At 62.5% G+C, this 5,399-nt stretch carries 4 protein-coding genes; 1 reads left to right on the forward strand and 3 read right to left on the reverse strand.

All coding sequences use genetic code 11. The annotated features are described in order from the left end of the window. Window positions 1-161 precede the first annotated feature (161 nt). The 3 genes from Q0U08_RS17500 to Q0U08_RS17510 form a co-directional block, all read right to left on the reverse strand. The gene (locus Q0U08_RS17500; RefSeq protein ID WP_298092911.1) at window positions 162-686 is read right to left on the reverse strand and encodes a hypothetical protein; all 525 of its coding nucleotides are present in this window, start codon (window positions 684-686) and stop codon (window positions 162-164) included. A 130-nt stretch (window positions 687-816) separates the two neighbouring features. After that, window positions 817-1,311, reverse strand: a complete 495-nt coding sequence (locus Q0U08_RS17505) for a DUF4411 family protein (protein ID WP_298092912.1) — start codon at window positions 1,309-1,311, stop codon at window positions 817-819. Between the two features lie 10 nt (window positions 1,312-1,321). Then, window positions 1,322-2,488: an ImmA/IrrE family metallo-endopeptidase gene (locus Q0U08_RS17510; protein WP_298092913.1), complete on the reverse strand. Its 1,167-nt coding sequence runs from the start codon at window positions 2,486-2,488 to the stop codon at window positions 1,322-1,324. A gap of 610 nt (window positions 2,489-3,098) precedes the next feature. Here Q0U08_RS17510 and Q0U08_RS17515 point away from each other — a divergent pair. Next, complete coding sequence (locus Q0U08_RS17515; RefSeq protein WP_298092914.1) at window positions 3,099-5,387, forward strand: cation diffusion facilitator family transporter; 2,289 nt, start codon at window positions 3,099-3,101, stop codon at window positions 5,385-5,387. Window positions 5,388-5,399: the final 12 nt, after the last annotated feature.

The raw sequence follows: 5,399 nt of genomic DNA on the forward strand, positions 1-5,399 counted from the left end.
GACAAGCATCCCGAAGGCTAAGACCACCGCAAGGCGGCCTACCGGCCACGCTTACCAAGCTACGCTGAATGCGAGCACAGCGTCGTTGAGCGCGAGCACGCGCGGTCGCCCGTTCTCACCAAGCGTGAGCAGGAATCTACGCTGATTGCGAGCAAGACAAGCTAGGAGTGCGAGCGCCTACAATTAGCCGCGATGGGCCGACCTATAACAGGCGCGGGGCGGCCGTCCTGCTTGTAGGAGTAACACCCACTTGCGCAGTTGTTGGCAGACACAAGCCATTCTGCCTGTGACACACGCCAGAGTCCAATCGAGGATCCCATCCAGAGGAGAAGAAAGGGAAAGAAGGCGATTGACGCAGCCGCGCCGACACCGATTGCTCGACCTGTTCTCTTTGCCGGATCCGAGCCGATCCAGCTCTCAAGCGACGTCAGCCATGCCGGCGTGCCACGCCAACTGATATACAGCCGGCTGATCGCACGAATGATCTTTGCCGTCAGCCACCCAAGTGGAAAATAAAGAAGAAGGATGACCAGGACGAGTACCAGCAGCGAGCCAAGTCCTCCTGCTATCGTCTCAGCCACTGAGCCCGAGAAGCCGGCGGAATCGAGACCATAGGGCGCCAGCGCCACCTTATTCGCCGTCTGGAACAGGAACAACAGCCCGGCCGAGAGCACGGCTACGACCATGGCACCATAAGTCAGGGTGCGTTTAGCCCAGCGAGCGATGGCCAGGTCGACGGACGGTGTAGCTGGGACTGTCATCCCAATTATGTAGATTTCTAGCGCTACCTGTCCAGCGTTTTGAGGAGAGGCGCTCTCAGGGGCGCCAATCGGTCGTAAAGTCCAGCGCTTCGATCATGTCGAACAGCGAGCAGCAGGGTACACCGAAGCCGCGGCAAACGTCAGGCACCTTGCGGTTGGCACCCTGCTTGCTCGGCTTCGACACCTCGAAACTGACGACGGTGCGCTCGCCTACCTCGATCCGAGCATAGGAGATGAGAAATGGGTCGCGGCCGACCAGCTCGACCCCGTTCTCGTCGAGCGCGCCATAACCGCCCATGATCGTGTCAGCGACCAGCCCGGGATCGAGCTCTTCGTTGAGGATCAGCGCCGCCTTGCTCTCCTCCGTATAGAGCCAGTCGACGATGTCGCCACGGCCGGACACGACCTCCTCATACTGCTCGAGCGGCACCTTCACGTTGCCGATCGTGCCCTGGTGGCGCAGCCACTCCCAGAACACGGGAAAGCGCTTCACCGGATAGGCACGGCGATCACCGGTAATGAGCGTGTCGGCGTCGAGAAGGTAGAGCAACCCGACCCCGCTATGCCATAAATTCGGTCATGCGGCCGATCGCAGTCGGCTTCACGCCGAGCACCTTGCCCGCTTTGGTCGTGGTGAGCGCGCCGCCCGCGACCATGCGATCGACCAGGTTGAGCAGGCCCTGCCCCACCCGATGACGGCGAACGACGTAATAATCGGGCGCCCCCTTCCCCACCTTCTGCGGAAACTCGCGGCGATCCTCATCGAAGCGATCGGCCAAGCGCCGGTACAGCGCCGCATCGATCAGGCGCTCGCGTAGCAGGTTGTAGGCCACCATCTTGCGACTGACCTTCCGAGCATTGGCGAAGGCGCCGATCTCCTCAACCAGGTCATCGAACGCGACATCGACGTCGATCTCGCGCAGCTCGGCCGGAACAAGGAGGAACCGCGCGGCCGCGTCATCGCAGAGGCGTTCGACCGCCTGCTCGCTGTCGTAGCCGCTGATGCCGCTCTGTCCGAGCAGCACGTGACCAAGCTCGTGCAGCAGCGTGAACGGCCACGCCGTCTTGGAGTCCGTCTCGTTGATGACAATGAATGGCGCGACGTTGTCCGCGAGCGCCATGCCACGGAAAACACCCGGACTCAGATTGCTCCGGTAGTTTCCCAGATTACCGATCAGCAGGACATAGACCCCGGCCGCTTCGACCGCATCCCGAAGAATGCGAAAGGCCTGCTCAATGGTACGCGCCTCGCGATAAGCGGTCCGATCGAGCGCCAAGAGGTCGACCATTGCAGCTGCGAGGCCATCCGCTCCGACCCGCGGATTCACGGAGCCCACAAACGGACGGGGCTCCGCCTCTTCGGCATCCTCCAGCGCGCCGCGAACCAGCGCCTGCCGCGTCCGAACGTCACGCACCAAGGCATCGACAGTCGCCTCGGCGCCAACCTCCCGCTGCCGCAGCGTACGGAAGTCGTGCGCTCGTGCTGCAGGCGCGGGCGGCGCCGGCAGGTAGAAAGTCAGCAGCGGTCGCCGATACCGATCCGCCATCTTCAGCAGCTGAGGACGGCTTGGCTCTCGAACCCCGTTCTCCATCTCCGCCAGCCGCGCAGCCGCGTTCTCACCGCCGAGCCCAATGCCCCGTGCGGCGTCCTCAAGCGTCAGGCCCGCGCTTTCGCGCGCCCATGACAGGATCTGAGGATTGACCTTTGGCATCTTGGTGCGTCGCAACTCCGGGCTACTTGGGACGCCGTTATGGACACGGCCGCCTGACTTGTCAGGCCCTAGATCCACCCACACGGCAACAGAGGACCTGGTCGACGTTGCCGCTGCCCAGCTTGAGGGGCGATCGCGGCTGACCGCCCAATCGAGCCCACGAGATAGATATACTGAAAGCACGAGCCCCGCTTCGAAGGGCCGAATCCGCCCCGGGAAACCGCTTCCACAGTGTGTAACCTGGTTACACGCCCCCCTCTGCCGGCCCTCACGGGCAGTCCGGCCGACATAGAAATACTGAAAGCACGAGGATTTCCGGGATAGATTAACCGAAAGCACGAGGCAGCGCGGGCGACGATCCTCGGCCGCGCCGTCTACGCTGGCTGCGCCGACGCGTCTGCGATTCACAGACGCACCGCCTCGCGATCGTCCGATCGCGTGTCACCAGCAAGGGGAAGCCGTGCAGAAATGAAAAACCCGGCACTAGGCCGGGCTTTTCGGAACCTCGGTGAGGTCGTGTCGCAGCGAAGCCTTTAGCCGAGATCCGATGACGCAGCAATAGAGAGCGCGGTTCGCGCCACGGACTTCTGCGTCCGCACGGGCTCCCGGAGGGGGTTTCCGAACGATGAGTTATGCCTACGCTCCTGGGGCGGGCCACCGCCGGCTCGACGAACGCACTGCCGCAACCGACCAGCTTGCAGCGCAGTTCCATGGGCTTCCCGCGGATCTCAGCCATTGGCAGGTCCTCACTGTTTTCAAGCGTGCGGCGCCATACATCGGTATCCCCCCTCGCCTCGTTCACGCCGTCGACACGCTGATGAGCTGGTCGCGCTCGATCGACTGGTCGGACGGCCAACGCCCGATCGTCTTTCCCTCCAACGAGAAGCTGACGCAGAAGCTCGGCATCGGGGTGCGCCAAGTCCAGAAAGTGCTCGCCAGCGCGGCACGCTTCGGCCTTATCACCCACCGGGATAGTGCGAACGGCAACCGTGTCGGCGCTCGCGGAAAGGACGGACGGCTGATCTACGCCTACGGCATCGATTTAAGCCCCCTCGCGGTGCGCTACCAGGAGTTCGTCGAGGCCGCCACCAAGGGCGCCGAAGCAGACCTCCGGATCAAGGTCCTGCGTCAACGATTGGCCGCCGCGCGGCGGCGGATAAGAACGCTCGCCCAGCTGGTCGACGACGAGCAGATCGACAGCATCGATGCCCGGACGGCTGTGGAGATCTCGCTTCTCGCCACCAGCCAGATGCGCGGCGTGCGTGACGAGCAACTGTTGGGCGCTGTTGTCGAGCAGATGGAAGCGCGGGCCGATGAGCTCGGCAAGGCTGTTGCGGCTGTGATTGAGGGTGTCCCGGACTCGATGATTTCACAAAAAAGTTCGCCCTCGGGCGAACGAGACGACGCCCCTATTACAACTACAAACCAACCTGAAACTGCTAAAGCAGCTTACAGTAGTGGCTTTCCGAGAAGAAGTAGCAAGGCTGACCTTCCCACCGTGGCAAGCGGTACGGGCCCGACCTCCCTACGAAACCTGCGGACGAGAATTTCGATGATGCCGCTGAAATTACGTACGTTCTCCCCAGCCCCGTTTCGGGTGCACACCGAACTCTCATCAATGCCGCCCGGGTCGCCAGCAGGGCGCTCGGCAGCGTCACGAAACGCACGCCTTGGCCTTACCGGAGCCTTGCAGATCGCGGCCATCGGCGTGCTGACCACCGCGACGCCCGCCGCATCGCACTCGCTTCAGGAGGTTGAGCAGCAGCTCTTCAAGCGAGAACGCTACTTCCAGTCGGTTAACCAGCCGGCTCCCGAGTTCACCCTGCGAGACGCTGCGGGAAGGGTGCACCGCCTCCGCGATTACCGAGGCAAGGTCGTCATCCTCAACTTCATCTACACGAAGTGCCCAGACGTCTGCCCCCTCCATTCGGAGAAGATCGCACAGATCCAGAAGCAGACGAACATCTCCCCGATGAAGGACCAGGTCGCCTTCCTCACGATCAGCACAGACCCAAGAAACGACACCCCTAAGGTGATGAAGGAGTTCGGCGGTCAGCACGGACTGGATCCTGCAAACTGGACCTTTCTCACCACGCTGCCCTCGCAGCCGATCGGCACAACGCGGCAGTTAAACGGTGACCGCAAAGCCCTGGTGATCTCCGGTGTCCTCACCGGCATCTACTTCGTCGTCGAGCTCGGCATTGGCATCTGGACCGGCTCTGTCGCAGTCACCTCAGATGCTTTTCACACGTTCTCGGCTGTCGGAGGCGTCCTGATCGCGCTCGTTGCGCAGCGGCTCGGTGAGCGAGGCGCAACACCGACGCACACCTTCGGATGGGGCCGCGCCGAAATCCTCGGAGCCCTGTTCAACGGAATCTTCCTGTTCGTCATGGCGGGCTACGTCATCTGGATGGGCGCAACGCGCCTTCAGGATCCGATCGAGCTCGAGACGACCCCCATGCTCCTGGCTGCCAGCGGCGGGATCGTGACGGAGGTGATCTCGTTCTGGCTTCTATATCGGCGCCAGAAGGGCAACCTCAACATGAAGGGTGCCTTCTGGCACATCCTTCAGACGTTCGTCGGCAGCCTCATCGTGGTGGTCTCGGCACTGGTGATCCGCTTCACCGGGTTTCTGGAGATCGACCCACTGCTCGGAATCCTATTCGGCTTCGTTCTTTTCTGGGCTTCGTGGCGGATCATGAGCGCCTCGCTCCGGATACTGCTTCAAAGCACCCCCGAGGATTTCGACCTCCAGGCGGGCATCCAAGCGCTGCGAGCCATCGACGGGGTCAGCGACGTCCACCACGTCCATGCTTGGAGCCTCGCCTCAGGCAAGAACGTGCTGTCGGGCCACATCATTGTGCGAGACTTTGGACTTGCCCCGCTTAAGTGGAGAGGCATTTGCTCAGCGTGACGCGGTTCGTTC

Source organism: uncultured Sphingomonas sp. (assembly GCF_946477935.1).
Classification (GTDB): domain Bacteria; phylum Pseudomonadota; class Alphaproteobacteria; order Sphingomonadales; family Sphingomonadaceae; genus Sphingomonas.